The organism is Emticicia sp. C21, assembly GCF_003418935.1.
In the GTDB taxonomy this organism is placed as follows: Bacteria; Bacteroidota; Bacteroidia; order Cytophagales; family Spirosomataceae; genus Emticicia.
Map to the genome: position 1 here is coordinate 130400 of NZ_QVMT01000013.1, position 26724 is coordinate 157123.

At 38.0% G+C, this 26724-nt stretch carries 15 protein-coding genes; 8 read left to right on the forward strand and 7 right to left on the reverse strand.

Annotated elements, in window-relative coordinates; translation table 11 throughout:
• Positions 1–25: 25 nt before the first annotated feature.
• From D0T08_RS23150 to hisG, 4 genes are all read right to left on the reverse strand, one after another.
• Positions 26–1297, reverse strand: coding sequence for an amidohydrolase family protein (locus D0T08_RS23150; protein WP_116985133.1), 1272 nt, complete (start codon positions 1295–1297; stop codon positions 26–28).
• Positions 1298–1324: 27 nt separating this feature from the next.
• Positions 1325–2617 (reverse strand): histidinol dehydrogenase, encoded by a 1293-nt coding sequence (gene hisD, locus D0T08_RS23155; protein WP_116985134.1) that lies wholly within the window; start codon positions 2615–2617, stop codon positions 1325–1327.
• 89 nt (positions 2618–2706) lie between these two features.
• Positions 2707–2922, reverse strand: a complete 216-nt coding sequence (locus D0T08_RS23160; RefSeq protein WP_199538210.1) for a phosphoribosylpyrophosphate synthetase — start codon at positions 2920–2922, stop codon at positions 2707–2709.
• A gap of 21 nt (positions 2923–2943) precedes the next feature.
• Complete coding sequence (hisG, locus tag D0T08_RS23165; RefSeq protein ID WP_116985135.1) at positions 2944–3813, reverse strand: ATP phosphoribosyltransferase; 870 nt, start codon at positions 3811–3813, stop codon at positions 2944–2946.
• 442 nt (positions 3814–4255) lie between these two features.
• Here hisG and D0T08_RS23170 point away from each other — a divergent pair, with 442 nt between their 5' ends.
• The 8 genes from D0T08_RS23170 to D0T08_RS23205 all read left to right on the forward strand — a co-directional run bounded on the left by D0T08_RS23170 (position 4256) and on the right by D0T08_RS23205 (position 18949).
• Complete coding sequence (locus tag D0T08_RS23170) at positions 4256–6106, forward strand: CocE/NonD family hydrolase (RefSeq protein WP_116985136.1); 1851 nt, start codon at positions 4256–4258, stop codon at positions 6104–6106.
• A gap of 353 nt (positions 6107–6459) precedes the next feature.
• Positions 6460–6924 carry a hypothetical protein gene (locus D0T08_RS23175; RefSeq protein WP_116985137.1) on the forward strand — a complete coding sequence of 155 codons (465 nt, stop codon included), beginning with the start codon at positions 6460–6462 and terminating at the stop codon, positions 6922–6924.
• Positions 6925–7069: 145 nt separating this feature from the next.
• Positions 7070–7393, forward strand: coding sequence for a DUF6660 family protein (locus D0T08_RS23180; protein ID WP_116985138.1), 324 nt, complete (start codon positions 7070–7072; stop codon positions 7391–7393).
• Positions 7394–7497: 104 nt separating this feature from the next.
• Complete coding sequence (locus tag D0T08_RS23185) at positions 7498–9675, forward strand: TonB-dependent receptor (RefSeq protein ID WP_116985139.1); 2178 nt, start codon at positions 7498–7500, stop codon at positions 9673–9675.
• Positions 9676–9713: 38 nt separating this feature from the next.
• Positions 9714–11837 (forward strand): heavy metal translocating P-type ATPase, encoded by a 2124-nt coding sequence (locus D0T08_RS23190; RefSeq protein WP_116985140.1) that lies wholly within the window; start codon positions 9714–9716, stop codon positions 11835–11837.
• Positions 11838–12026: 189 nt separating this feature from the next.
• Positions 12027–13166 (forward strand): Gfo/Idh/MocA family protein, encoded by a 1140-nt coding sequence (locus D0T08_RS23195; RefSeq protein WP_199538211.1) that lies wholly within the window; start codon positions 12027–12029, stop codon positions 13164–13166.
• Between the two features lie 293 nt (positions 13167–13459).
• Positions 13460–16768 (forward strand): hypothetical protein, encoded by a 3309-nt coding sequence (locus D0T08_RS23200; protein ID WP_116985141.1) that lies wholly within the window; start codon positions 13460–13462, stop codon positions 16766–16768.
• A gap of 54 nt (positions 16769–16822) precedes the next feature.
• Positions 16823–18949 (forward strand): PQQ-binding-like beta-propeller repeat protein, encoded by a 2127-nt coding sequence (locus D0T08_RS23205; RefSeq protein ID WP_116985142.1) that lies wholly within the window; start codon positions 16823–16825, stop codon positions 18947–18949.
• A 56-nt stretch (positions 18950–19005) separates the two neighbouring features.
• On the opposite strand, the gene D0T08_RS23210 is transcribed toward D0T08_RS23205, so the two are convergent.
• The 3 genes from D0T08_RS23210 to D0T08_RS23220 form a co-directional block, all read right to left on the reverse strand.
• The gene (locus D0T08_RS23210; protein WP_116985143.1) at positions 19006–20802 is read right to left on the reverse strand and encodes a tail fiber domain-containing protein; all 1797 of its coding nucleotides are present in this window, start codon (positions 20800–20802) and stop codon (positions 19006–19008) included.
• A gap of 187 nt (positions 20803–20989) precedes the next feature.
• Positions 20990–23749 carry a 3-coathanger stack domain-containing protein gene (locus D0T08_RS23215; RefSeq protein WP_158561336.1) on the reverse strand — a complete coding sequence of 920 codons (2760 nt, stop codon included), beginning with the start codon at positions 23747–23749 and terminating at the stop codon, positions 20990–20992.
• Between the two features lie 31 nt (positions 23750–23780).
• The gene (locus D0T08_RS23220; RefSeq protein WP_116985145.1) at positions 23781–26558 is read right to left on the reverse strand and encodes an ELWxxDGT repeat protein; all 2778 of its coding nucleotides are present in this window, start codon (positions 26556–26558) and stop codon (positions 23781–23783) included.
• Positions 26559–26724 lie beyond the last annotated feature (166 nt).

Sequence of the window (26724 nt, forward strand, 5' to 3'; positions counted from 1 at the left end):
GGCACTTTTTTATTTGAAATATTTCTTACTGATTTTTATAAACCTTACCATCTTTCATGACGAAAGTCAATTTCTTTTCAATCAATGTAATATCTTGTTGTGGGTCTCCATCAATGGCAACAATATCAGCCCATTTCCCTATTGCAATAGAACCTGCTTTGTCCTTAATTCCTATTAAGTCCGCAGCATTGATAGTCGCTGCCTGGATAGCCTGTACAGGCGTAAGACCATATTTAACCATATAAAAGAATTGTTTGGCATTATCACCATGCGGATATACACCAGAATCGGTACCATAAGCTACTTTTACGCCTGCTTTGACGGCCTTCTGAAAATTCTCTCTCTGGGTTCTGCCTACCAGTTTCTCTTTATCAATTATTTTTTGAGGAACACCCATTTTAGAATATTCCGATAAGATATAATCGTCATTATAAATATCAGCTACCAGATAAGTTCCTTTTTCTTTCATTAAGCGTATGCCTTCATCATTCAAAAAACTTCCGTGTTCAATTGACGAGACTCCTGCTTTTACGGCCATATTAATTCCTTCTGCACCATGCGCATGGGCGGCCACTTTTTTGCCCCACAATTTGGCTTCCTCCACAATCGCATTCATTTCTTCTTGTGAGTATTGCGGCGCTCCTACTGATTCTTCTTCAGTTAATACACCCGCTGTTGCTCCGAATTTGATTAAGTCAGCACCGTATTTAATATTTTTACGCACCATCTTCCTTACACCATCTACTCCATCGGCTACACCTGTCTCTTGTTGAAAATGTACATATGGAGAAAAACCTGTTAAATCTCCGTGGCTTCCGGTTGCACCGATGAAAAATCCGGCTACGTATAATCTTGGTCCCTCTACTTTACTAGAATTAATGGCATTGCGTAGAGATATATCAATGAACTCACTGGCACCGACATCACGGCAAGTAGTGAAACCTGCCTGTAAAGTACGTTTAGCATAAATGTGGGCAGTAACGGCTACATCAATCGGAGATTTACGGAATAAATCTTCCATATAATTCTCAGGTTGGAAAGTAATATGGGTATGGCAATCGATTAAACCCGGTAATACCGTTTTCTTACTTAAATCTATTAGCTGTGCATTCAACGGAATTTTTACATTATTTCCTACCTCACTTATCAGATTATCTTTTATCAGAATCACCTGATTTTCTAAAAATATTCCTTTTTCACTATCAAATAGTTTACCTGCTTTGATGGCAGTGACTTTCTCTTGTGCAAAAACATAAGAGTATACAACACTTAATAAGAAAAAAAGGATTTTCTTCATAAAATAACAGATATAATTGGAGATGAATTAATGATAAACCGAAGATTTCGTTTCTGATAAACTTTCAACTCTAAGCGTCACCGCACGTTTATGCGCCTCTAAAGACTCAGCCTCAGCCATCAGTTCAACTGTCTTGCTGATATTTCTGATACCTTCTTTTGAAATTTCCTGAAAGGTTATCTTTTTCACGAAGCTATCTAGTGAAACACCACTATAGGCACGGGCATAACCGTTGGTAGGTAAGGTATGATTCGTACCCGAAGCATAATCTCCACAAGATTCAGGGGTATAGTTGCCTAAGAATACCGAGCCGGCGTTCACTATTTTTTCGGCCACTTCTGAATAATTATTCACTGATAAGATTAAGTGTTCAGGTGCATACTCATTCAATAAATCAATGCACTCTTTTTCACTTTCTAGTAAAATCATTTTTGAGTTTTCAATTGCCTGGGTCGCTAAGTCTTTTCTTGGCAAGCGATTTAATTGCCCTGAAACAGCCAGATTAACCGCAGAAACCAGTTTTTTACTGGTTGTGACTAATAGCACCTGACTATCAGCTCCATGCTCAGCCTGTGATAGTAAATCAGACGCTACAAAAGCCGGGATAGCGGTGTCATCAGCCATTACCGCTACTTCTGACGGCCCCGCGGGCATATCAATAGCTACACCTTCTTTGCATAATAATTGTTTAGCGGCAGTCACATACTGGTTGCCAGGTCCGAATATCTTATATACTTGTGGAATCGTTTCTGTTCCATAAGCCATCGCAGCAATGGCCTGCGCGCCTCCTACTCTGAAAACCTGTGTAACACCTACCAGTTTGGCAGCATAATAAATAGCTGGGTGATTGCTAGGTGAACACAAAACTACCTCCTGACAGTCTGCAATTTGTGCAGGGACACCTAACATCAATACTGTCGAAAATAATGGAGCTGTTCCGCCTGGAATATAAAAACCTACTTTCTGAATGCCAACGCTTTTTCTCCAACATTTAATACCTGGCATGGTTTCAATTACCTGTGGCTCCTGCTTTTGTGCCGCATGAAATGTATAAATATTATTGTAAGCCTGTTTAATAGCTGTTCTTAAATCTTCTGATAGTTGTTGCTCTGCTGCGTCAATTTCAGCTTGTGATACCTGAATGGTCTCTAATTCGACTTTGTCGAATTTTAAAGCAAACTCCTTCAAGGCTTTGTCTCCTTCGGCTTTTACTTTTGCTAAAATAGGCTGTACTTTCTGCTCAATATCTGCCATTTCCTGCACGGGTCGTGCCAATAATTGTTTCCACTCAGTGCGTGGAGGAAAAGAAACTATTTTCATTTAACGAATAATTTTCAGTTTTTCGACCAATTGTGCTGATACACTTTCGGCATATACACCATACGCATTTACTAAAACACCTTTTACATTTACCGATGGGAAGATATAGCATATACCACTACTTCATCGTCAGGGTCGGTTTCTCCCTCAAAACGATACACTTTATCAATCTGAAACTCATCGGGTTGCAGACTGGTATCATTGGTATGGCAATACAATACTTCTTCTTTCAGATTAAAATTATGATTATAGCCCTGGCTCACTAAAGCGTTGATGGCATCAGCGGAAGTATCGTAGGTAGTCATGGTAGGTTGGTTTAGATTCTATTAATAAATCATTTTCTCGATAGGAATTACAAGAATGCCCTCTGCTCCTGCGCCACGAATTGCTTCAATGTTTTCCCAGAACTGATTTTCTTCTAGTACCGAATGAATTGAACTCCAACCCGGCATAGCCAAAGGCACGATGGTTGGGCTCTTCATACCCGGAATCATATTGATAATATCGTTCAGCTTTTCGTTGGGCGCATTCAACAGAATATACTTGTAATTCTGAGCTGTTTGCACGGCTCTTACTCTGAATAACAATTTATTAAGTGTTTCGTGCTTTTCCTTGCTTAATTTTTTATTGGTAATCAGAATGGCCTCAGATTTGAAGATAGCCTCTACCTCTTTCAGACCATTGCTTAGCAGTGTACTACCTGAGCTTACAATATCGCAAACGCCTTCTGCCAGGCCAATACTTGGCGCAATTTCAACTGAACCACTAATTTCATGTATTTCTGCTTTTACTCCTTTGCTTTTTAAGAAGTTACCCAAAATGCGTGGATAAGAGGTAGCGATACTTTTGCCATTAAAATCTTCTACTCCATTGTATTCTACTCCTCGAGGAACGGCGATAGATAAGCGGCATTTTGAGAAGCCTAAGCGATAGGTTACATCTGCCTTGCGGTTTGACTCCACAAATACATTTTCACCTACAATACCGATGTCGGCTACACCGTCTTCAACATAGCCCGGAATATCATCATCTCTTAAAAAAAGGAACTCTGCAGGAAAGTTAGAGGAAGAGGTTTTGAGTTTGCCTGTACCACTCTCGAATTTAATTCCACATTCTTTGAAAAGTCCAAATGAGTCTTCACTTAACCTGCCGGATTTCTGAAGGGCTATACGTAAAATTGAATCTTTATTTAACATTTACTTGTGATTTCATTGAAAAGTCTGCAAAAATACATTATGGAACGGTTTTTGCAAAGTGATTAGAATAGTATAAAAAAAAAGTACAAGTTTTAATATTAATTTAACTTGAAAAAACTTTGGTTTTATATTAACTTTACCTCGTCGTAAAGAGTTTCCAAATCTATCCTAAACACTAAAGTAATCTCTAGAAATCATGAGACAATCGGTACATCTTAGCTACCGCTCATCACGTGCGGTACCCTACACTAAAACCAAAAAGGTAATTTCAGTAATTATTATTGCATCAATCTGTTTGTTAGCGATTTTTTTCTGATTTCAAGTGAGTGAAAATGAAGAGCACATAATCTAAAAATTATGTGCTCTTTTTATTAAATCACCATCCTTTAGCCTAACTTAGCCCCCGATTTTACTCTTATTCTTAATTCTAAACGAACACTTCATGAAAAAAATCCTCTTTTTCGTGCTGGTCTCTTTTGCGGCCATTGCACAGAACGACTTTGTCAAACAAAACTATACCAAGTACGAGTACAAGATACCAATGAGAGACGGTACTAAATTGCACACAGCTGTATATGTACCTAATAATGCATCTGAGACGATTAAATATCCGATAATGATGCAGCGAACCTGCTATAGTGTAGCGCCTTACGGAGAAGGTAAATATCCGACAAGACTTGGACCTTCAAGCTTTTTAATGAAAGACAAATATATTTTTGTGTATCAGGATGTAAGAGGTCGCTGGATGTCGGAAGGTACATGGACAAATATGACTCCAAATAATCCGGGCAATGAGGCTTCAACTCCGGTTGATGAAAGCTCGGATACCTATGATACCATTGAATGGTTACTAAACAATGTGAAATATAATACAGGTAAAGTTGGCCAATGGGGTATCTCCTATCCGGGCTTTTATACAGTGGCTGGTGCGGTTGATGCTCACCCGGCCTTAAAAGCTTCTTCTCCACAAGCGCCGGTAAGTGATTTCTTCTTTGATGATTTTCATCATAATGGTGCTTTCATACAGGCTTATATTTTTACATTCCCAGTTTTTGGTGTGCAACATTCAAGCCCAACTACGCAAGCCTGGTATCAGATGATTAATATCAGTGATATGAAAGATGGGTATCAGTTTCAGTTGGATTTAGGTCCGTTGAAGAATGCTAATAAATATTATAAGGACAACTTTTACTGGCAGGAAACAGTAGAACACCCAAATTACGATTCATTCTGGCAAAAGAGAAGCATCTTACCACATTTAAAAAACGTAAAGCACGCCGTTATGACCGTAGGTGGTTGGTTTGATGCGGAAGATTTATATGGCCCGTTGAATGTTTACAAGAAAATTGAGAAGAATAATCCGGGCACTTATAACACTTTAGTAATGGGTCCATTTGGACACGGTCGCTGGTCGGCTGAAACAGGACATACTATGCACAGCAATGTATATTTTGGCGATAGTATTGCTACATTTTATCAGAAGAATATCGAAGCCCAGTTTTTTACCCACTTCCTGAAAGGGCCAGGCGATGGAAAAACAGGTTTACCTGATGCCTATTTATTTGATACAGGAAACAAAGAATGGAAACAATTTGACAAATGGCCATCGGCTTCTGCCCAGAAACTGACTTTTTATCTGAATAGTGATGGCAAACTTGCCCAGACTAAATCTGCTAAAGTAACAGCCAGCACTTATATAAGCGATCCTAAAAAGCCGGTGCCTTACAGTGAAGACTTAACTTCTATGGCAAATTTCACTCCATTTGCCTATATGTCAGAAGACCAACGCTTTGCAGCCAGACGTCCTGATGTGTTGGTATTTGAGACAGATGTGCTGACAGATGATATTACTTTAGGCGGTGAGATTTTTGCCAAGCTGAAAGTGAGTACTACCGGAAGCGATGCTGACTGGATAGTAAAACTGATAGATGTGTATCCTGCCAATGAACCGAATCACCCATACATGCCTGATAAAAAAATGCTAATGGCTAATTACCATCAAATGGTACGCAGTGAAGTATTGAGAGGTAGATTCAGAAATAGTTTTGAAAAACCCGAAGCAACTGTGCCGAATAAGGTAACAGATATTAATTTCCAGTTGCAGGATGTATTACATACATTCAAGAAAGGGCACAAAATACAGATTCAGGTACAAAGCACCTGGTTCCCGTTAATTGATCGCAACCCTCAGAAATTTGTACCGAACATTTTTAAAGCCGATGAAGCAGACTTTATCAAGGCAACCCATAAGGTTTATTCAGATTCTAAAATCGAAGTAGAGGTTTTAAAATAGTAGATTAGTTATTTGAAAAATATTTAAAAAAATGCTACCGCTCGATAATTTTTGGCACGTATTTTGGTAATACTTTATTACCTATACGAAGAGATATGAGAGGTAAGAATAGGTAGCATTAATCAAGATAATATGATAATTATATATTAAAAATTTTATTACTCTAATCGACACTCTACTTAATGTCGACGGGTAAGATTCATCGTGTATTAAACAAAAAAATCGCCGCATTTTGTGGCGTTTTTTTTTGTGGTTATTTTGCTTTGATTAACTTAAAATCCTGTTTGTGTGGAATTAATCTTAACACTTTTAGTTGAAATTGGTTAATCTTACAAACTAACACATATCACACAATGACAATGATTGAAAATAACAATGATCTGGCAGGTAAACTTCCAAAAACTCCTTATCCAGAATTAAAAAAATTACAACCTCTGGTTGGCAAATGGAAAATAACAGGTGACGATAATTTGGTAGCCACGTCTAATTATGAATGGATGGAGGGTGGGTTCTTTCTGATTCATCATTTTGACCTCACCCAAGGCCAAGAAAAGCATAAGGGGGTAGAATATATTGGTTTTAACGAAGCCACTCAATCACTGCGGTCGAGGTTAATGGATATAGACGGAAGTAATTTTTCTTACACCTACGAAATAGAAGGTCATACCTTTTGGTATTGGTTCGGCGATAGAGGCTCAGGCAATTATAGTAAATCTACTTTTAATGAAGATTTTACTGCTTATGAAGGGAAATGGCAATGGCCAAACCCTGATGGCTCAACGGGAGGATTTAGTTTTAAAGCTGAAAAGATTGGATAGTCTCTTTAAACCCTTTTGAATAATTTCAGAAGGGTTTTTAGTATTTACTGGTTTATTAAATAGTCAGGCAGACGATTATCTCGCTCAAAAAATAAATATTTTTCTTGCACTCCTGTTGCACGGGTTTCTTACCTACATTTGCTGCATGAACCAGTTTGCGAACATATTTTTGAGTTTTTATCTGTTATTTCTGGCGTGCATGCCTTGTCATGACACGGCAGAGAAAGTTGATGAAAAGGCTCAAACCGTTGTTCGTAGTCATACTGATTCTCAGGCAAGCCATGGTGTTGATTCAGACTTCTGTTCGCCTCTTTGTAGTTGTGCCTGTTGCGGTACGCTTATGATTTCACCGTACTTTGCACAAATCCCTGTTTTTAAGGTATTTTATGGCAAAGTAAAATTCCCTTACGAAACTCAAGATACCTCAAGCTATATATCCTTACTCTGGCAGCCGCCACAATTAGTTTAATACGACTTAATGAAACACATTATCCAGGGTAGAGCCTGGATAATGAATAGTGCTTACTTTTTCGGTAAGCCTTAAGGTTTATTGTATTAACTAATTTATGGCAAATGAAAAGAATCATCTTATTATATATATTCATTATACTTACACAACTCTCTTTAGCACAAACACAACCCGGTATAATCATACCTGGTATTATTGTAAAAGATAGTAAAACCAAAGAGAGTCTGATTGGTGCAACAGTGGTTCTGAAAGGTAGCAAAATTGGTGGGACTACCGATATGGAGGGTAAAATCAGCCTGAAAGGTGCGACTGATGGAGAGCAAACCATTCTCATTTCATTCATCGGCTATGCAAATGCTGAACAGAAAATTATTTTTCCTTTGAGTAATGACGTAGAAATACTTTTAGAAAGTGACAATGAGGAGTTGGAAGAGGTGGTGGTTTCTACAACTCGTATCAGCAGAAATATTGAGGATATACCTACACGTATTGAAGCCATTTCATTAGAAGAAATTGATGAAAAGGCCAATATGAGACCCAACAATGTATCTATGATTTTGCACGAAAGTACTGGGATTCAGGTGCAGCAAACGAGTTATACCTCTGCCAATCAGAGTATAAGAATACAAGGCCTTGACGGTAGGTATACGCAGATTCTGAAAGATGGTTTCCCGACCTTTGGAGGTTTTTCAAGTGGACTAAGTTTATTAGACATTCCGCCATTAGACTTACGTCAGGTTGAAGTTATTAAAGGTTCTGCTTCAACGCTTTATGGTGGTGGAGCTATTGCCGGGGTTGTGAACTTTATCTCGAAAGAACCGAAAGAAAAACCAGAGTTCTCGGCCATCATCAATCAGACAAGTACAGGAGGAGGAACTAATTTCAGTGCTTTTTCAGCAAAGAGAAATCAGAAAGTAGGTTATTCCATGTTGGTTTCTGGTACTATTCAGAAACCTTATGATGTGGACAAAGATGACTTTACTGAAATTCCGAAAAGCAGGGATTTAAATATTAATCCTCGAATTTTTGTCTATTTTAATGAGAAGAACAAATTAATACTGGGTAATTCAACCACATTTCAGAATCGATTTGGTGGAGACGTATTTGTGATTGATGGTAAAGCAGATAGTCAGCATAGTTATTTTGAAAAAAACGAGTCAGTACGGAACATTTCAACGTTGCAATTCAGCAGACAGATTTCTGAAAGCAAACAATTGATTTTCAAGCAAAGCTTTAGTCTATTCGACAGGCAGATTAAAATACCGGATTATAGTTTCAGAGGTTTGCAAACCAACGCTTATACCGATTTTTCATATATAATACATCAGGCAAAGCATGCCATTGTAGTTGGTGCGAATCTGATTTTTGACGATTTCAAAGAAAAAGAAAGCCTTAAACCACGCACTGAGAATAATTTTATTGCCGGAGTTTATGCGCAGGACAACTGGGATATAACTGAAAAGTTTTTGCTTGAAGGTGGATTCAGATTGGATTATGCAAAACGTCATGATTTTTTTGCTTTGCCTCGTATTTCGGCACTGTATAAAATTTCTGAACATTGGAGCAGCCGATTAGGGGGAGGATTGGGTTATAAACTACCTACTATGTTTACAGAGGCAACTGAGACATTGGCTTTTCAGAATGTATTGGCGATTGGTAGTGATGCCAAAGCTGAGAAATCTTATGGAAGTACTTTAGATTTTAATTATCAGAATACGAGCGGCGAGAATTTCAGTTTTACAGCTAACCAGATGTTTTTTATCACTCAAATTAATCAACCATTGGTTTTGAGAATGAATGCCAATAATCAATTTTATTTTGAGAACGCCGCGAAACCGGTATTATCAAAAGGCTTTGAAACGAATGTAAGATTCACTTTTGCAGATTGGATAAAGTTTTTTGTAGGATATACTTTTACAGATGCAAAGGCTACTTATAAAAGTACGAATCAGACGGTTCCGTTATTGCCAAAAAATAAGGTAAATATGGCATTGCTAGCAGAAAAGCATCAGAATTTCAAAGTCGGACTGGAAGGTTATTATTCTGACAGGCAAGTTTTAAGCGACGGACGATTAACACGATCTTTTTGGGAGTTTGGATTGTTTTTAGAAAAAAGCTTCGGTAAAATCAGCGTATTTGTTAACGCTGAAAATTTTACAGATACCCGACAAAACCGTTTTGAAAAAGTCGTTTCCGGTGCACATAATGCGCCACAATTTAATGAGGTCTTTACCCATACCGAAGGACGCTCATTCAATGGAGGGATAAAGATAAAGTTGTAATAATTTCACTAAATACAGGTCTAAAAAACTAGCAATATATGAAACATGAGCATGACCATAAACATCAGCACGAGCATCCACCGGGTGTTAATACCGATGCGAATCACGTACATACGTATGATGAGCAGGGAAGAATGACTTGTTGTTCTTTGGAAGAAAAGATTTACACACAAGCAAACGCTAAGGATTTGTTAATTCCAAAAGAGAGTTCGAAAAACACGCATAACCATCATGGACATGATCATACTCATGATGGAGAACATGACCATGAGCACGATCATAATCATGACCACAGTGGCGCTGTAGGCTTGAAGCAGTACTTACCTGCGATTTTTAGTCTCATAATGTTATTGATAGGGATTACTCTCGACAATTTTATTGAAAACAGCTTTTTTAAAGATTACTTCCGATTGGGTTGGTATGTAGTTGCCTACTATCCCGTCGGCTTTCCGGTAATGCAGGAGGCATGGGAGGCTATTACCCGGAAAGAGTTTTTTACTGAGTTTACCTTGATGGTATTAGCAACGATTGGTGCTTTTGCCATTGGTGAATACCCCGAAGGTGTGGCAGTTATGTTATTCTATGCTGTTGGAGAGTTATTCCAAAGTGCCGCTGTTAATAGAGCCAAAAACAATATAAAAGCCTTGCTTGATATTCGTCCGGCATCTGCCAATGTATCTAGGAATAATACCTACCAGGAAGTAAAACCTGAAAATGTGCAGATAGGCGAAACAATTCAGATTAAAGCAGGTGAGAAAGTCCCTCTGGATGGAGAAATGCTCACTGAAAGTAGTAGTTTCAATACCTCAGCTTTGACTGGTGAGAGCAAACCTAAAACGATTAAAAAAGGTGAGCAGGTGTTGGCAGGGATGCTCAATTTAGACAAAGTAATTGAGTTAAAGGTAAGTAAAAAATTTGCTGACAGCTCATTAGCCCGTATTCTCGATATGGTACAGAATGCCACAACCAGAAAAGCTAAAACCGAGTTATTAATTCGGAAATTTGCCAGAATCTATACCCCTATCGTATTTTTTCTGGCGTTGGCAGTTGTTCTGACACCTGCACTTATTGTAGAAAATTATATATTCAGCCAGTGGCTGTACAGGGGTTTAATTTTTCTTGTTATCTCCTGCCCTTGTGCTTTGGTTATTTCTATTCCCCTGGGGTATTTTGGTGGTATCGGGGCTGCGTCACGTAACGGTATTTTGTTTAAAGGCTCCAATTATCTTGACCTGATGACTAAGGTAAATACAGTTGTGATGGATAAAACAGGTACTTTGACTAAAGGTGTATTTAAGGTGCAGAAAATTGCGAGCCCAATAATTAACAAAGAAGAATTTATTCAAATTGTTGCGGCTTTAGAGAGTAAATCTACCCACCCGATTGCCAAAGCCATTGCTGAGCAGGCGTCGATTAGCTCTAAACTTAGAGTATCTGAGGTTGAAGAAATTTCAGGGCATGGTTTGAAAGGCATAGTTGACGGCAAAGAGGTGCTGGTGGGTAATCTTAAATTACTACAAAAGTTTAAGATAAGCTATGATAAAACCGTGGAAGAGATTGTAGAGACTATTGTGGTAGTTTCAATTGATGGCAAGTATGCAGGCTATATCATTATTGCCGATGAAATAAAAGAAGATGCCATCGAAGCTATTAAAGAAATGCATAAGAATGGTATCAATCAGACAGTAATGCTAAGCGGTGATAAAAATTCTATTACGCAAAAGGTAGCCAAGTCTATTGGTATTGATACAGCTTATGGAGATTTATTACCAGAGCATAAAGTACAGAAAGTGGAAGAATTACGGAAAGATACTTCTAAAGTAACGGCATTTGTTGGTGATGGAATTAACGATGCACCTGTATTAGCACTAAGTGATGTTGGTATAGCTATGGGTGCAATGGGCAGTGATGCCGCCATTGAAACAGCCGATGTGGTGATTCAAACTGACCAGCCATCAAAAATTGCTGTTGCTATCAAGATTGGTAAAGCCACAAAGAATATTGTTATTCAGAACATTGTATTGGCATTTGCCGTAAAAATAATTGTACTGGTATTAGGCGCCGGAGGATTAGCAACCATGTGGGAAGCAGTATTTGCTGATGTTGGTGTAGCTCTTCTGGCTATTCTAAATGCCGTCAGAATCCAGAGAATGACGTTTTAAACAATATTCAAATAATTTTTAAAGAGGTAGTTCAGTTTTGGATTACCTCTTTCTCGTTTATATAACCCAAGCTTGTGTCTGATACGGATAATTGACCTTGAAAATATACTGCCTCAAAAGTTAAAATTTAAGCTTAAAAATTGTAAATTTAGCTTCCTTATTAGCACTCAACCTACAAAATAAATAACCATGAACGATACCCTTTCAAGACAAAAGTTCCTGCAATACACAGCCTCGGCAGGAGCTGCCCTCCTACTCTCTTCTTTAGAGGGGTTTGCCAATGAAATAGTCGATAAAAAATTAAAAGTTGCCATAATTGGCTGTGGGAGTGTCAGTAATCGGTATTTACCTCAACTACTGTCTTCTCCATTAATTGAAGTTGTGAGTCTATGCGATATAAAACCAGAGAGAGCTATTGAGCAAAACAAACAATATAAAGTCAATGCTAAAACCTATGCAAATTTAGATGAAATGCTGGCAGGTGTGCCATTTGATATGATGGTAACATTGACAGATATGCAGGTGCATGGTGATTTGAATAAAAAAGCATTATTGGCAGGAAAGCATGTATGGAGTGAGAAACCGATGGCTAATACATATGCTGAAGGAAAAGCATTACTTGAATTGGCTAAACGCAAAAAGTTAAGAATATGGGGAGCTCCTGCCGTAGTTAATAGTCCTCAGTTTGCTTTTATGAGCAAGACTATTCAGGAGGGGAAATTGGGAAGAATAGCCTCCGCTCATGGACAATATGGCCATACAGGCCCCACCTGGAGTGCTTTCTTTTATGAAAAAGGTGGTGGAAGTATGCCAGATTTAGGAGTTTATAATATGGCAACATTGACAGGGTTACTTGGCCCTGCTAAAAGTGTAATGGCCATGACGAGTATTGTAAATCCGGAACGAACTGTGGACGACAAGGGTAAAATAAAAGTAGAAGCTGAAGATAATGCACATGTCTTGCTAGAGCATGACAAAGGAATAATCTCACATGTGATGTGTGGTTTTAATTATTTCGACCCACACGGACATGAAGCAGGTGCGCAAAGCCTGCATTCGATTCAGATTTTTGGAGACTATGGTAATATGCGTTTGATTGGTTATGACTGGGAAACCAATGGCGTGATACTGGATACTTCCTGGACAGAGCCTCCTGTATTAACCTCTACCGATAAGGGAGGTTATGAATGGCAGGAAGGAGCCAGAGTGGTTGGAGAAAGCCTTATCAAAGGAATTGAACCACGCATCAATGTAGAACACGCCTTGCACGTATTAGAAATCATTGAAGCCGCCCGAAAATCTTCGGCTAACGGGATGAAAATAAGCTAACCAGTACTTTTAAATGGCCAATAGTGTGAATAGTTGATGAATGTTTGAGTTAGTGATTGAGTGATTAGTTTTGAATTTTGATTTATTCAATTGATCTGATTTCATTGATTCTATTTTACTCAAAGATTCCCTTTGCCAATTATTAATAAATATCGGTTTAATGATAATTTAAGATTAATCAGTCAATAACACATTCACTCAATCACGAAATCTTTCAATCACTCAATATTTCCCTCCATATATAGTTAATTATCAGAAAGTGAATTACTTTTGGATAAAAATGTTCTTGCTTTATGAAACACATACTTTTGATTATATTTTCATTCTTTTCACTTACAGCTTTTGCACAAAGTTTATCAGAAGAACAGCTCCAAAAATACCTTAATGCACTACAAAAAGAGGAGATTATTTCGGAGTTTGGTAAAGATGGATTTCTAAAAGCTGTCTCTAAAGATAATGCAGCCATCAAGCAACGTCTCTCAGGAATACCGTTTGCAGGTTTAAATAAAATCCCCGATTCACTTTTTAAGTCAAGAGCAGCTATTTTGGGCTTTGTAGGCATTTTTGAAGTGATGCGTAATGTTGGCTCTGCAGCTGATGAATTAGTACAACTTCGGGAAATGTCAGAAAAGATATTGGGTGAAAGTATGTATTTCAAGCCCGATATTGAGGGAGAAATTAATGCTAAAAATCCGCTTTCTTTTCTAGGCTTAGAGCAAAATCTTAAACCATCAAAGGAAAACTACCAGTTACTTGCTGATAAACTCAGGGCGATTCAATTAATCGATAAAAATGTTTACGATGAATTACTGAAATGGCTTGAAAAAGATCGCATCAAACTGATCAATGATTTTGGCTTCTTTATTTATGCGGCTAAGCAAACGTGGTTTTATGATAATTATGCTTCTCAGAAAAATATTCAGTTTAAGTTTATAGACAGTCTGCAAACTGCAAAGATGCTATCTAAAGAAAAGGCAGACTTACTTAAGCAATCGTATAAACCCTATGAATTAAAAAGTAAAATAGATATTATTTCATTATGCAATAATGTAGTAGTAATTCCAAAAGAGCAAGGAAATTTTACACGTGAAGAAATCTATGAGAATCTTTTTAATGAAGTAAAAACCAAACTTCTCCCTGAATTTGCATTCTCAGATTTTTCGGTAAAAGAACTCGTTAAGAGTGATAATGAATTATCTTTTGATAGTCCAATGGGTTTGCCTTTCAGAAACCCAATGGATAAGGATAAAAAGTCCTACCGTTTACAATACTCTGTTAAGGGGCTTAACTATGCACAGAAAGCAGATACTGATTTTTCGTGGTTTAAAACTTTACAAAAAAGTATTCCTCCTGATGTGTATGTAGACACCAATATTATTAAATCTTATGCCATTCTCTTTTCTCCGTTAATAGGCATTAATTCCAAAGATTTTCAGTCAATCAATGATTACCTTATAGACACAAAGTCGGATAAAAGATTAATTATTGTTGCCAATGAGATTAATCCTCTACTGCCTGTAAGAGATGCCCGTAAAGCCCTGATATTGGTAGATAGTACTCAGAGTTTAGTTTTTAAAACTAAAATACAGGATAATGCCTTTTTAGCGAATTTGCTTGGCTCAGAGAAAAGTGACTTTTCTGACAAGTTCAGTAGAGAAAAATTAACTGCAATTATTAAAGATTTTCAGGATAACGATATTTTACAAGTTGATACAAAAGAATCTATTGATAAGGCTATCGTTGATTTCAGATTTGAATCAGGTAATAGAAACAATGTTAAGAGAAGCCTATTACTTAGTTTTCCTGATATAATTGCGAAAGTCAATTTCACTCCTAAAACTGAAACTGAAAAAATAAATTCTTTTAAATCATTTATTGCCGAATTAGCTCGTGTTTCTCATAATCAGTTTAAACCCGAAAAAGTTACTGATAATTTTGAGACCGAAATCGTTAAAAGCAATGAAAAAGATAGAAATCTGGTTATGAGTTTCAGAGTTAAGGATAAAAAATATGAATACAAGCAAGAAATACCTAGAATAGACAAAGAGTTGCTTGTAGCACAAAAGGGGATGAAAGCAAACAGTTATCTGAATTTCGATAATGTCAGCCTGAATGAATATCAACTCATTGAATTGATTAATGCTGCTTTAGAAGAAAACAAAATTGATGGCACGTATTATAAAATTAATGGAAATATCGGCACTTTTACTTTGAACAATCAAAGTAACTATATTTTTCTGACTAAGAAACAATACGATTATATTGATAAAAACTATAGTGAGGTATTTAATGAACCGGTTGCTGAAAATGCCTATCATTCTTATCAAGAACAAATAGCAGCTTTCAGTACAGAAGACTTTGCAAATGCTTTGCAGAGAGAAAATATGCTTACGGAGGAAGCTAAGAAAACGCTTGATTTGAAAAAAAGCAAAGAGCCATCTGATGTTTTGAAAGCGAGTGGGCGGGCAGTATTGATTGATTTAAATGAACTGGTCGGTAAAAACAATACAGAAATCTATAGTTATATTTTGAATAAATTTGGCTCAAAATTATTACCTGATACCAAGTTTGGAGAAATCAATTATAAAAAGACCTCTAAGGATTCAGACTCGACCGAGTATAATGAATATATTCTCTCATTAAAAATCAATGGTAAAGCTTACGAACAAAGCCTGTATGTTTCTCTTTCTCAATTAGTTAAGAACGCCATTGATTCGCTTAAAAATGAAAAATCCCAATATTTCCCGGGCATTGGAGAAAATCAGTTTAAGGTTATTAATGATTATCTGACAGACATCTCTTCTCCGCATAGGTTAGTGATTGTTTGTGATTACAGAAGCCCAATACTTTCGTTTGTATTATTTGATAGCACTCAGGCCAATCTTGTGGCAGAAACACTCCCGAACAATTATGTTGATTTTAGTATGTATAATCGTGAGTTCAGTCGGGATAGTTTACAAAATACTCTTTTTGAATTTGGGAGAGTGGGATTGATTGAGCCAATGAATGATTCACAAAAAGAAACATTTATTTTGAAATTCCGCCGTCTTCAGGGCTCCGGAAAATCTTTATTGGAGGCACTTCCTAAAGTAATAGTGAAAAGCAATATGTGGGAGTTGGATAATTATAAAGATGTGTATAAATCAATGATTGATTCTCTGAAAACTATTTCAAAAGGGCATTTTAACCCAATAAAGGTAGAGGACAATTTTCAGAAAATGCTCAAAAAAGGAGAAAGCTCTGACCGTACTTTTAAGTTTAGCTTCGAACTGAACAATAAAAAATATAGTGAAAGTCAGTTTATTAAGGGTGTTCCTAAAACTAAAAGCAAAGATTTGCAATCAGACTATGATTATTTTGAGTTTGATACAGCTAAACTGATTGAATTGGTCAATAAGGCATTGACTGAACAAAATTCTGATTATGCTTTTTACGAATTATCGGGTAGCGATGATGATGAAGATTTATCAGGCCCACAATTCATTTTTTTGTCAGCCAAACAGTACCGTTGGATAAAAAACAAATATCCTGATATTTTTGAGAATGAGGAAGATACCCGCATGTATGATTCCGATAAAATTGAAGATAAAAACAAGAATTAGCAAATAGTTGACTGCTATCTATTCCCTTATAAAACCTAACACTTACTACGACCTATGAAAAAAAGCATTTATACTGCCCTGCTATCGCTCGGTATTTTTTTGATTGGCACGGCTCTTCAAAAAAGCTATCAGCCGGATAATGAAAATTACACCGAATGGAATGAATATTTAGGCGGTCCAGATCGAAATCATTACTCTACTTTAGACCAGATTAAGCCCGAAAACGTTCAGAATCTGAAAGTTGCCTGGACTTACTCTACACCTGATTCAGGGCAAATGCAGGTGAATCCTATTATTGTAAATGGTGTGCTTTACGGGGTAACTGCAACGGTACAAGCATTTGCTTTAGATGCTGCCACAGGTAAGGAAATCTGGCGCTTTGGTGATAAGCTGAAAAGTTTTGCAAGTACAAGTCGCGGAGTGGCTTATTGGACTGATGGAACTGATAAACGAATTTTGCATACTATCGGTGAATATTTATATGCCATTGATGCCACAACCGGTAAAGCAATTGCTTCTTTTGGAGATAATGGACGAGTTGACCTACATACAGGCTTACCTGAAATAGCCCAAAAGAAATTTATCATTTCGAATACTCCGGGGACAATCTTTGAAGATCTGATAGTAATGCCTGTGCGTCTCTCAGAGGGTGCAGATGCAGCTCCTGGAGATATAAGAGCATTTAATGTAAAAACAGGGAAATTAGCCTGGACATTCCACACCATCCCCTATCCAGATGAGCCCGGCTATAATACCTGGCCTAAAGAAGCCTATAAAAATACAGAAGTGGGTGCCGCTAACAACTGGGCAGGGATGTCTGTTGATAGAAAACGGGGCATTATCTATGTACCGACGGGGTCTGCAGGATACGACTTTTATGGTGGCAAAAGATCTGGCAAAAACTTATATGCCAATTGCCTTTTAGCCTTGAATGCAAAAACAGGTAAATTATTATGGCATTTTCAGACAACACATCATGATATGTGGGACAGAGATTTGCCGGCTCCACCAAACCTGATTACCGTAAAACACAATGGCAAAATGGTTGATGCAGTGGCGCAAACCAGTAAGCAGGGATACATTTATTTGTTTAATAGAGTAACAGGCAAACCATTGTTTCCGATTCAGGAGATTCCTGCGCCTAAATCAGATTTACCTGGGGAAGTTTCGTGGCCTACTCAACCTGTTCCAACTAAACCTGCCCCATTTGCCCGTCAGGCTCATCTGTTGACTGAGAATGATATAAGCCCTTATGCTGAAGACCGAGACTCTTTACTAATAAAATTTAAAACCTATAAGCGCAACAGATTTGCAGCACCGAGTAAAGAAGGAACAGTTATTCTACCGGGCTTTGATGGGGGTGCTGAGTGGGGAGGTGCTGCCGCTGACCCTAAAGAGGGTATTTTGTATGTAAATAGCAACGAGATGGCCTGGATATTGACCATGAAGCCTACTCCTAAACAAGATGCCTTAGCCGGATTAAGCACAGGTGAGCGAATCTATGCTACTTCTTGCGTTACTTGCCATGGTGTAGATAGAAAAGGGAATACAAAAAGCGGGTATCCTTCCTTAATAGATATTGAGAAACGTCGTGATAAGGTTTTTGTTACTCAGATTATCACTAATGGCAAAGGCATGATGCCGGGCTTCACCACACTTAGTGCTTCAGAAAAACAAGCAGTTGTTGCCTTTTTGTTTGGGGAAGAGAAGAAAGAAGTAAGTGCTACTAACAATAGTGGCTTTAAAAACCCTTATTTACCTTTTGTGAGTACAGGTTATAATAAATTTCTGGATAATAAAGGCTTACCGGCCATTTCACCTCCTTGGGGAACGTTAAATGCAATTGATTTGAATACAGGTGAATATCTGTGGAAAATTCCTTTTGGCGAATATGAATCTTTAAAACAAAAGGGTATTCCGACAACAGGTTCTGAAAATTATGGAGGCCCGGTTGTAACAGCCAATGGTCTATTATTTATTGCAGCCACCAAAGATGAAAAATTCAGGGTGTTTAATAAAAAAACGGGGGCTTTACTTTGGGAAACTAAACTTCCGGCAGCAGCTTTTGCTACCCCGGCGACTTATCAGGTGAATGGGAAGCAATACATAGTACTGGCTTGCGGAGGAACTAAGCTAGGCGCTAAAAAAGGGAATCAATATGTAGCATTTGCCTTGCCTTAGAGCAAAAGCGAGCCTTTCTTTAGTTGAAAGGCTCGCTTTTGTTTATACTTATCTTATTATTTTTTTGATTCAGAAACTGTTTTTACTTCGCCAGCATTAGCTACCAATGTATTTTTTATTTCTCTTACCTCTGCCATTAAAGTTTGATTTTCTTTCATCAATTTTTCAATCATGGCTTGCTGCTCTTGCATGGCTTTAATCATGGGTGCCATCAGGTCATTGTAGCGCACGGTAAAATAGCCATCCACATCTTTTTTCAATAGTCCCAAATTGTCTTTTCTGAAATCAACCAAAGTTTTTTCTAAGTCCTGCGCAATCAAGCCCATTTCAACGCTTTTAGTTGCGTCATTCTTGCGTACATATTGCACTGGCTTCAGAGACTTAATAAATTCAATTCCTAATGGCAAAGGCTGAATTTGTTCTTTCCATCTTCTATCTGAAGTGACATCCCATGCTACCTGAATGCCTGCGTAGGTAATAGAAGCATTACCCAGGCGTATCTGATTATTAGTTGTGGAAAGGTTTGGAACACTAGCTCCAACCCCAATAAGAATGTTATTAGTGCCTGACGACACATTACCGCTTGCCCCAATAATAATGTTCTCAGATCCTGAACTAATGCTTTGTCCTGCACTATTTCCTATAACAACATTCTGGCTACCACCTGCAATACTTCCACCTGCGAAACTTCCAAGTGCGGTATTTGAATTACCACTAGTTACACCTTGTAAGGCATTGTGCCCAATGGCTGTATTAGAAGCACCAAAGGTAAGGGAGTATAAAGTACTTGTACCAACACTTACGTTATTTATAGCAATAGAAGGACTATATTGAGATTGGTAACCAATAGCTACGTTATTTTGTCCTGATGTATTTAAATATAATGTTTGGGAACCAACAGCCACGTTATTATCACCACTGGTAGTATTTATCATGGCATTACTACCTATCGCTGTATTGTAAGTACCTGAATTGTTTGCAGCTGTTCCACTTCCTCTCAATGCCGCATAGCCTACAGCCGTGTTGTGTCCATCCTGATTACCTGCTCCGCTATAAGCTATTCCAAGCGCATTAGATCCAACTGCCGTATTAAAACTCCTTTGAGTGTTACTTCCAAGGGTTCCTTGTCCTATAGCCACATTATGGTTTCCTGTGGTATTATCATCCATTGCCTGATATCCACTTGCTGTGTTGTTAATACCCGAAGTGGTAGCATACATTGTTCTATAACCAATAGCAACATTTGCTGCTCCACCTGAAGATGAACTTAGCGCCCTGCTTCCTACAGCTGTATTATAATCACCTGTGTTATTATACAAACTTCTACTGCCAACAGCAGTATTCTCTTTTCCTCCATTATTTATATATAATGAATAATCTCCTATACTTACATTATTTGCACCGGTCGTATTAGTATAGGCGGAATATTGGCCAATACCAATATTACCAGAAGCGGTAGTATTATTGTATAATGAATACTCTCCTACCCCGACATTTCCCGAAGCAGTGGTGTTGTTCAATAAACTATTATAACCAATTCCTGTGTTGCCCTGACCAGTGGAATTATTTGTAACTGCCTGACTACCCACAGCTGTATTTCTACTACCTGAAGTATTATCAAAAAGAGCAGATAAACCAATAGCTACGTTCTGACTACCAGTAGTCGATTTCAAAGATTGTGCCCCTAGAGAAGTATTTGTATCGTTATTACCCGGATTTCCATTTTTCCCTCTGACTCCCTTTGGAGTAATGGTTACAGATCCATCGGTAGCTTCCTGAACATAAACCTGCGCGTTGGTTTCAAGATAGGCCATCAAACAAAAAAGAGTGAAGACAGATAAAAGATTTTTCATGGTCGTTATTCGTTAAAAATTTGAAGGATTTATTGCTCAATAAAAATACCGGGCAAAAAATTACGATTATTGAAAAGCGTGCGAAATCTATCTATTTTTTTAGTAAGCGGTCAAAATCATTGCTTAAACGTATAAGTCAAATCCTTTGCTTGCAGCTTTTTAAAGAAGATAATAGATAGATTTAGCATCAATTTTGTAATAGATCGTCTGGGTCATAAACGAAACTACATGTTTTATTTATCTCTGCCCTGAAAACTGTGGAGGCATCGGCTCTGAATCCTGGCATGAGAAGAATACCATCACTTGCTTTATAGAAGACTTTTCCTGTCCCAACAACCCAGTTAGTAGCTTCAATAGTAGCAGCTTCGTAGGGTTGAACTATCACCATATTTACATCATAAGCAGGGTGTGTTAATGTGATGAGTGGAACTTTGCATTGTTCAAAAATAGCCAGAGTCATATCTGTATCATAGCCATTATAGTAATGGCCAGTAATATAAACCCTTCCAGAATTATTTAGGACCATACTTTGAAAGCTATCGTCAGTATATCCTAATTTCGGAAAAAGAAATATTCCTTCGTTTCCAAAACTCTTATCGAATTCACCATTAGTTGTTATTCTGAAAAGCTCTATATTGAAATAGGTTAACTCCCCCCTGCCAAGTTGGTCGACAAAATTACCACCGGCTAAAATTTTACCATCGGCTTGTAAAATTACAGAATGAACAGCCGCAAAAGACGGGGCACTAATGGTAAATATCCCGTCACCGGCAAAAGTATTATCTAATGCTCCGCTTGTTGTCAGGCGCACAACAGCCATGTCAGACCCTAATGCTCCACCCAAAATTACTTTTCCGTCAGCTTGTACAGCTATATCCTGTGCCCCTGCCAATAATCCTCCGATGCTCACAATGCCATCGCCTCCAAAAGAATTATCAAGACTTCCATTATCATTAAATTTCATTGCAATAAAGCCCCCACCCTCATTCCCTATGCCGCAAACATAAATCTTCCCTGCACTTACTGTTACCGAACGGGCATTTTTACCTTCAGGGGCATTAGTGACATACACTTTCCCATCAGTATCAAAAGTATTATCTATGGTGCCGTTTGCATTTAATCTGACTAATGCCACTGATTTGCTCGCATCATTTACATCGATGACATTCCCACAAAGAATAATTTTACCCTCTGGTTGAAGCACCATCGAATTACATTCATCATTACCTACCAGATTAATTTTAACCATTCCATCTCCATCGAAAGTATTATCAGTACTCCCATCGGCCAGAATCCTCATCACAAAAAAGTCTTTATCATTTGGGTCTATATTTGAAATAGTACCAGCCAGAAGAATTTTTCCGTCAGAAAGAATAGTTAACGCATAAGCAATAGTATCATAGCCACCTGTGTAATAGGTCATTCTTCCATTATTTCCAAATGAAGTGTCTAAGCGGCCGTCTTTCATATATCTGGCAACAGCAATTACTTTTCTTAATCCATTATAGCTAAACCCTGCAATAACTATTCTGCGTTGTGCGTCAATAGCGATATCATAGGCTCTGTCGTCATAATTCCCGAAAGAAGTGTATAGCCTATTAGTGAGGCTCTCAAATCGATAATGCCCATGCAACCGGCAAAAAGCAAAATCATCATTGCTACCATTTTTGTTTTTTCCTGCGACCAATACTTTATTATCATTTTGTAGAATCATAGCATTTCCCTCTTCACTCATGCCCTCTGTGAAAGAAATATTAGTATGTCCATCGCCTGAGAAAGTAGCATCTAAAAAGCCAGAAGTATTAAATCGTGCTACCAATATATCATCGTTGGCAGGCACATTAATCGTATGGCGTGTTCCGTCTATTTCTACTACTTCATAACTATACGCATTAATATGGGTGGTTCCTGCCACCACTATTTTTTCATCATCCTGAATGGCTACTGCATTGGCAAAATCATGGCCCTGACCTACCGGGGTATATAGCGCGCCACCGATGCCAAATCCATCATCAGGCGTTCCATCAATATGGTAGCGAGCCATGCCAATATTATATTTGCCATTAACTAAACTTGCTCCGGCTACAACAATTTTCCCATCTTTTTGTAAAGTGGCAGCCCGTACAAAATCTGTACTGCCACTCAAATTAGTTGAAACTCTACCATCGCCACTAAAGCTATTATCCAAAGTACCATCCTCATTCAAACGGATGGTCATAAAATCTCCATTAGACTCCCCTGTTACAATTATTTTACCATTGGGAGCAAGTAATATTGCACGAGCAATACCAGCCGGATAATTGGTACTTCCAAAGGTGGAACCATAGAAACTTAAATCTATATCTCCATTAGGCAAATATCTTCTGATAGAAAACTGATTCCCCACATCCGAGTATCTTTGCCCGACGGCAATTATTCTCCCCAGATTATCAATGGCTACCCCATAAAAAATATCAGTGCTGCTTTCACCCTCAACGAGTTTGCCATCTCCACTGAAATTTGGGTCTAAATCACCATTATCCTTATATCTTACGATAAAATATTCATAGCCTGTTCCACTTGATGTTGAACGCGTAGTACCCACAACAGTTATTTTTTCATCACCAACATTATCAACCTGAATAGCAACGCCAAATGCTTCTGCTATTCCCGGCCCACTGATAGTAGGGAGCGCAATGGTTTGTTTTCCATCATCAGAAAAACGGGTATCTAATGTACCATCTATAAGATATCGAGCTATGGCTACGTTGCTTCCGGTTTTGCCGACAGTTACAAATCTCGCGTTTTCTTTATCTAAAACTATTGCATTAGCTCTATCAGAGCCTGAAAAGTCTGTTGTTGATAATCCGTTTCCTGAAAAGGAATTATCTAAGGCAGCGGTAGTTTGTGCTGCGACACAGGAGTAAACAAAACACAATAGAACAGCTAATTGAGTAGATTTTTTCATGACAATCTGCAAGTTATGTTGTGAGATTTTATTAATTACACCCTCTGGCTTCTGCACGAAAAACATTGTTTCTTGTCGATACCGCGTCATTTGCGGAAACACTAAAGCCGGGTGTAAGCAGCACCGAATTTCCTGCGAAATAATTCAACGTTCTCCCTTGTGTAATTTTGTGATATGCTTCTATGGTCTGAACAGCATGATAAGTATAACTTGGTGCAAAAGTATATTGATTGAAAGAACCAGTTAAAGGACAGGGTTTATAATTGAATAGTTCGTTTCCATTTAACCCATTATCGGCAGCGAAATATAATGTCCCGTTCATATTAATCAATTGTGTGGGGTTGGCGTCATTTAATTCTGAATCATTTTCATCGTTCAGGTTATAGACGAGTACTGTCCCTCCTGCCGTGCCATCCGTTTTCCAGAGTTCAGTACCCAATCTTGGGTGATAAGCACTAAAATAAAGTGTATTGCCTACCACACAGAAATTTTTTGGGTTGCTGCTGCCATTGCCTTCAACAATATCTTTTATCATTAATGTTCCTTGCGGTGTTCCATCCGATTTCCAGAGTTCCTGACCGTTAATCCCATCGTCGGCTGAGAAAAAAAGGTTTGTATTAAACTTAATGAGGTTATTGATATTTGGAGAGCTATTACCCGGTTTAATATCCTTTACTATGGTTGTAGTTGCCAGTGTTCCATCTGTTTTCCAGAGTTCTGTACCATTTATTCCATCATCGGCAGTAAAATAAAGCCTGTCACTGACTGGTGTAAAATTAGATGGATTACTGCTAAGCGGTGTACCGCCGGATGAACCGGCATTAATATCTTTCAATAAGGTCAAAGTACTCCCGGCAAGGTAAAATAATTCTTCTCCGCTGGTAGAAGAAAAGGCTTGTACATATAGTTTTGTTGAAGTTCTGGCTATTTCTCCATTAATGGGATCTACTGTATAATTACTGGGGCCGATGGCGACAGTTCCTACACTTGTCCCATCTGATTCATATAAATTCGTTGCTGATCCTGCATTCGCAAAGAAGTATAGATTACCATTAAACTCTATGAGGTGATTAGGTGAACTATTGCCAGTGGCATTGATATTCTTTACGAGAACAGTTCCGACGTCGGTACCATTGGATTTCCAGAGCTCTCTATCACCTAAATTTGTAGCAGCAAAATAAAAACTGCTGCCTACGGCGGTTAATTCCGTAGGATTACTGCTATTCTGTATTCCTCCCCCACCTGTTCCAGTATATATATCTTTTATCTGCGTTGAATTGACACCATCCGACATCAGCAATTCTCTCCCATTGAAATACTCACCACTAAAGTACATCAGGTTATTAAATGCCAGAAAATCTGAAGGATTTTTACCAGGAAGGCTCTGAGCATAAGAACTTGAATTATTATTATTTACAGCAAAAAGATGGGTGCTGTATTGGTCTGTAGCGCCGAAAAAAAGGAAGTTATTAAGCTTAGCTAAATTGTATGGATTACCATCGAAATTATTCGGTTCGACATCCTTGACTAAAGTCATATTTGCGTTTCCGGCTTTCTTCCAGATTTCAAAACCTGTATTATCATCATTAGCTAAAAAATAAATAATACTCCCATCGTCGATGATGAAATTGCCCGGAAAACTACCCTGAATACCTGGCCGTAAATCTTGTGTTATAACTGTCCCTGCAGGTGTTCCGTCTGTCTTCCATAATTCATCACCATGTTCCTGCTCTTTTGCCGTAAAAAAAACACTTCCGTCTGCTAAACCAAAAAATGTAATGTAGGGACTTGCATTATCGTATCTGGCAAAATTCCTGAGCAGGGTGAAAGTAGTGCCATTATACTTATAAACTGTATATTCATTCTCAAAATCGACAAAATACAGTGCTCCGTTTACATTAGTCAGGTAATAACCATCTAAACTCGAAACTGGTGTCGTACCTGCTTCTGTTCCATTAGATTTATAAATATTGCCATAAACTGAGAAATAAATGAATCCGTTAAAGACCGTCAGATAACCTGGCCCACTGCCAAACGGACCTTCATTAATATCTTTTACCAATTTGGTATTGGCAATTGTACCATCAGATTTCCAGAGTTCCGATCCACTTATTCCATCATCTGCTGCAAAATATAGCTCATTATTGAAAGTAATATGTGCATAAGTAGAAGAAACAAACTCTCTCAGTATAATCGTCCCTCCTTCTGTACCGTTGGTCTTCCACAATTGCTGAGCCCCGGACGGTGTATCCACCGTAAAGAATAAAGTATTGATGCCTGGAATGATACTTTGAATAGTATTATTGACCGGAAAGACTTTTATCAGAACTGTACCTGCTTCTGTACCATCAGATTTCCATAGCTCGCCGCTATTAGCGGAAAAATAGAGTGTACTATTGAAGTTTTTTAGTTCACGCGGGAAACTGCCGTCCGAATTAGGGACGATATTTTTTACAAGAACAGTACTTGCCGTGGTACCGCTTGTTTTCCATAACTCATTGCCATTAACGGGGTCAGAAGCAGCAAAATATACAGTATTCCCTATATTGGCGAAATAATTGAGGCGACTTCCATTAGATGATGGATAAATATCTTTTATCATAACCGTACCTGCAGAAGTACCGTCAGTTTTCCAAAGTTCCTCTCCATATACACCATCATTTGCCCGAAAGTATATAATACCATTCACATTAATCATGGGCTTATTGGGTCGATACGCATTCCCAATTAAATCAGAGACAAGTTTGGGAGTCTGGGCAGATACGCCATAGCAGAAAAGGAGAGTAAGAAAGTAAAGTTTTTTTTTCATGGCTTAGTTAATTGCGTAGAGTACACATAAGTAGCTAATAGTCAAGACAATAACTTTGCTACCAAACAACTAATTTAACCGCTGGATAAAAAAAACGAAAGCATTCACTCCAATAATTGGCCAATTATTTATTAAAAGGCAAGTCTATATAATTGGGAGAATTAAA